The sequence below is a fragment of the Streptomyces sp. NPDC001156 genome (genome assembly GCF_053598275.1).
This window is the reverse complement of sequence record NZ_JBSFJX010000428.1, coordinates 1-3,003: the sequence shown is the minus strand read 5'-3', so window position 1 is coordinate 3,003 and position 3,003 is coordinate 1. Positions and strand designations below refer to the sequence as shown.

The 3,003-nt window shown below is 66.9% G+C and carries 2 protein-coding genes and 3 pseudogenes; 1 reads left to right on the top strand and 4 read right to left on the bottom strand.

The features are described from left to right. Positions 1-530 precede the first annotated feature (530 nt). A complete protein-coding gene (locus ACWDA7_RS51695; protein WP_450615025.1) occupies positions 531-764 on the bottom strand; it encodes a hypothetical protein in 234 nt (77 codons plus the stop codon). 330 nt (positions 765-1,094) lie between these two features. Between ACWDA7_RS51695 and ACWDA7_RS51690 the strand changes: the two genes are divergently transcribed. After that, positions 1,095-1,562 (top strand): hypothetical protein, encoded by a 468-nt coding sequence (locus tag ACWDA7_RS51690; RefSeq protein ID WP_450615023.1) that lies wholly within the window; start codon positions 1,095-1,097, stop codon positions 1,560-1,562. A 505-nt stretch (positions 1,563-2,067) separates the two neighbouring features. Here ACWDA7_RS51690 and ACWDA7_RS51685 read toward each other — a convergent pair. The 3 pseudogenes from ACWDA7_RS51685 to ACWDA7_RS51675 all read right to left on the bottom strand — a co-directional run. After that, positions 2,068-2,203: pseudogene (locus ACWDA7_RS51685) on the bottom strand (IS5 family transposase); the annotation flags it as partial. A gap of 58 nt (positions 2,204-2,261) precedes the next feature. Next, positions 2,262-2,500: pseudogene (locus ACWDA7_RS51680) on the bottom strand (transposase); the annotation flags it as partial. Between the two features lie 305 nt (positions 2,501-2,805). Then, positions 2,806-3,003, bottom strand: a pseudogene (locus tag ACWDA7_RS51675) (hypothetical protein); the annotation flags it as partial.

The window sequence follows — 3,003 nt, the reverse complement described above, 5'->3', positions numbered from 1 at the left end:
GCATGGGCGACTGGTGCGCGGATGCTGAGCAGGCCGGCGGAGCAGTCGTCCTGTCTTTGGACCAACTGCCCGAGGCGCTCGATTGGTCTGCCTTGCTGTCCTCGGGCACCGCCCGCGGTGGCTTCATGCCTGCGCTGGCCTGACGGCAGGATCGTCGGACTTGCGCAACCAGCATGGCGCCTGCTTGCTGCGCGAGCCTTGAACCCTGGACCTCTCCGTCCCGAACGCGATCCGAGCCCGAATAACCCTGAACCGGGACTGCTGACCTACCCGTTCACCGTTCAGCAGCGTCCATTTCAGCCTGACAAGGTTGTCTTTCGACTGCTCCGCTTGACCCCCTGTTCGGCTCCAGCGCCTCACGCCCTGCCCCCCGCCAGCGATGGACTCACAGGAAGTTCTCCGCGCCAGCATCGGGGTCAGGCTCTTGGCACCCCGTCCTGGCCTGCGAGGTGCGCGGATGCCTTCCGTCCTGAAGTTGAGCCGCGAGAAGCCTCCTCACCTGCGCCAACTCCCTTGCGCCAAGCCTACTGCTACGCCTCCGAGACGCGCCCGGGCACGTACTCGACTCCCCGGCGGTAAGCAGTCTCGCGCCGCATGTCCTCCATGGCGATCACGCATTCCTCGCAGGCGCGGATGTCCTGGGTGCCGCCGGTCGCGGTCCGCACCGTCCAGACGTGAGTGGTCGGCACCTCACTCTTGGCCGGGTGCCGAAAGCAGGCCCCCAACTCCCAGGCGTACAACTTGAGGATTTGCTCGCGGTCCATTCCTGCCTCCTGTGTGGCGGCGTGTGAGGGGGGGGCGTGGGGATGCGTGGCCTTGGTTCACGCGTCTGGTGCGCGGATGCGCTGGGCAAACACGGTTTATCCGAAGGAGTGAACAGGCGTTCGGTTCTAGGACTACCTGTGATCCTGCGGCATATGCCACGTCGCCGCAGGGCTGTGTAGTGCGGGCTTGCACTGTCGGTTGGGGTTGGCGCGAGGACCTTTGCCTCTTTTACGACGAGGGAGTGGCCGTCCGTCGCACGAGTTTCAAGATCAGAAGACGCCCGGTTCTCCGGGCTGACTTTTGATCATGGTTGGCCCGGCATAGGCCGGATGCCCCACCTGCCGGACAACGTCGACGCCTGGCTCGCGCATGAACGCCGCGCCATCGGCGACCGCATCCGAGTCCGACGCCTCCACGACAACCGCACCCAAGAGTCGGCGTTCCTCGCAGCCCGCGTGAGCCGCTCCACCTACCAGGCGATCGAAGCCGGCGCGGCGGACGCTCGCATTCTCGCGGGCTCCGTCATCCGCCGGGCATGGGGCAGTGCGCGCGAGGCCGTGTTGCCTCCGCACGTTTTCGAGTCGCCCACGGGGAGGCGTGTGTACGACAACTGGCACACGCGCCTGACGAAGTGGCTCAACGACGGGGTCCCGCCTGCCCAGGTGGTGGAGTGGGCCGGGAACAACGTCCCTGTGCTCCTGGCCACCTACGCCAGGTGTGTCGATGGGCAGCTTTCCGACCTGAAGAAATGGCTCGAAGCCGCCGGTGATCTTCCGGAGTCGCCTGGCGCTGGCTGATTCTCCAGGCCGAGAACTTCGACACGTATTCGGCACAGCCGCCCGCGAAAACCCGGTGACAGCCGGACAGCCCCGGAGCCTTCCTTTGATCGTCAGAGTGCGCTGTCACCACGAGAACGGTGTCTCCCCGCCCCACGCAAGGCTTCATCTGCCACTTCACTTTCCGTACTCCTCGCTACTCGCCAGTTCAAGCACAGGCGTGACCTGACCGCGGGCAGCCCGTTGACTTGCGCCGCGCTCGCTTTCGAGTTCTGTTCCTCCTGGGCGGGACAGCGTTCGGCCTTGTCCGTGCCCGTTCACCACCGCGCTCCAGTCGGCAGGCGCGTATGCCTGTGAACGGCTCCGGCCACCGATGAACGAGACCAAAACTGAGACCACGTCCCGTCCGCACTCGGGGCGTACGGCAAGGCGACCCGGGCGCGACTGGAAACGGAGCCCTCGGAGCCCTCGGAGACCTCGGAGCCCGACTGAGCGTTTGGTCCGCTGATTCGCGTTTGGTCCCGAGTCAGGTTCCGCGCCAGTTCAGGGTGGCTTCGCCGGTGAGGCGGCGGGCCATGAGGTCGATCATCGCGCATGGCTTCGGAGCGGTGTGGACGCATCTCGTAGTCGCGAGCGAGGCGGCGGCGGTGCATGAGCCGGCCGATGCTCCACTCGATGGCACCATGAACCCCTCGACGCCGGCCGAGCGTTGCACGGGGTGGACGTCGACGCTGAGGCGGACGCCGTGGTCGATGGCGGTGGTGCGGTGGCCGGCGGCTACCCAGGCATGGGTCACGCGCGGGTGGCCGGCGGCGATGCGGGACAAGAGGCGTCGACCACCGCGGCGTCGGACACACTCACGGCCGTGACCATGACGGTGGCAACAGGCCGAGTGTGTCGCAGCCCAGGTGGCGCTTGCGTCCGATGATCCGTTTCCCGGCGTCGGTGCCCTGGTCCGCGAGGCGCGTCGGTCATCTCCGACGGATACCTCGGCCGCCTGTACGGCCGATCCCCACGATCTCGAACCGGTGCGCGAGACAATCACACGACAGAGCAGACGGGCGCGGCCTCGCCTTGAGACCGCGCCTGTCTTCTGTTTGTGCCGGTCAAGAGGGGAGGAACCGAGACTTCTCCCTGCCCGGCCCTGCACGTGGCCGAGGTAGTCCTGTGCGCCGGCTCGGAGCTGCAACGGGTCTTACGACGGCCGCGAGTTCTCGGCTCTGCGTGGGCGACGGGAACGAGTTCTCCAGGCTTGGTCCGTGTCCTATGTGGTGAGCCTGACGAGCGGCTTGTAGCAGCACGGGACAGCGGCGAAGCCGAGAAACACCAGGAAGTGCTCGGTCTTGATCTCGTAGCGGCGGTGCAATCGGCGACATCCGCCAAGCCCGGCCATCGTGCGCTCGACGGTCCGGCGGTGGCGGCCCAGCCGTTTCGAGCCTCTGGCTTCAGCCCCGCAGGCTGT

Bases quoted from the DNA above. Each gene is read 5' to 3' on its own strand.
- ACWDA7_RS51690 (WP_450615023.1), top strand. From the start codon at position 1,095: ATGCCCCACCTGCCGGACAACGTCGACGCCTGGCTCGCGCATGAACGC.
- ACWDA7_RS51695 (WP_450615025.1), bottom strand. From the start codon at position 764: ATGGACCGCGAGCAAATCCTCAAGTTGTACGCCTGGGAGTTGGGGGCC.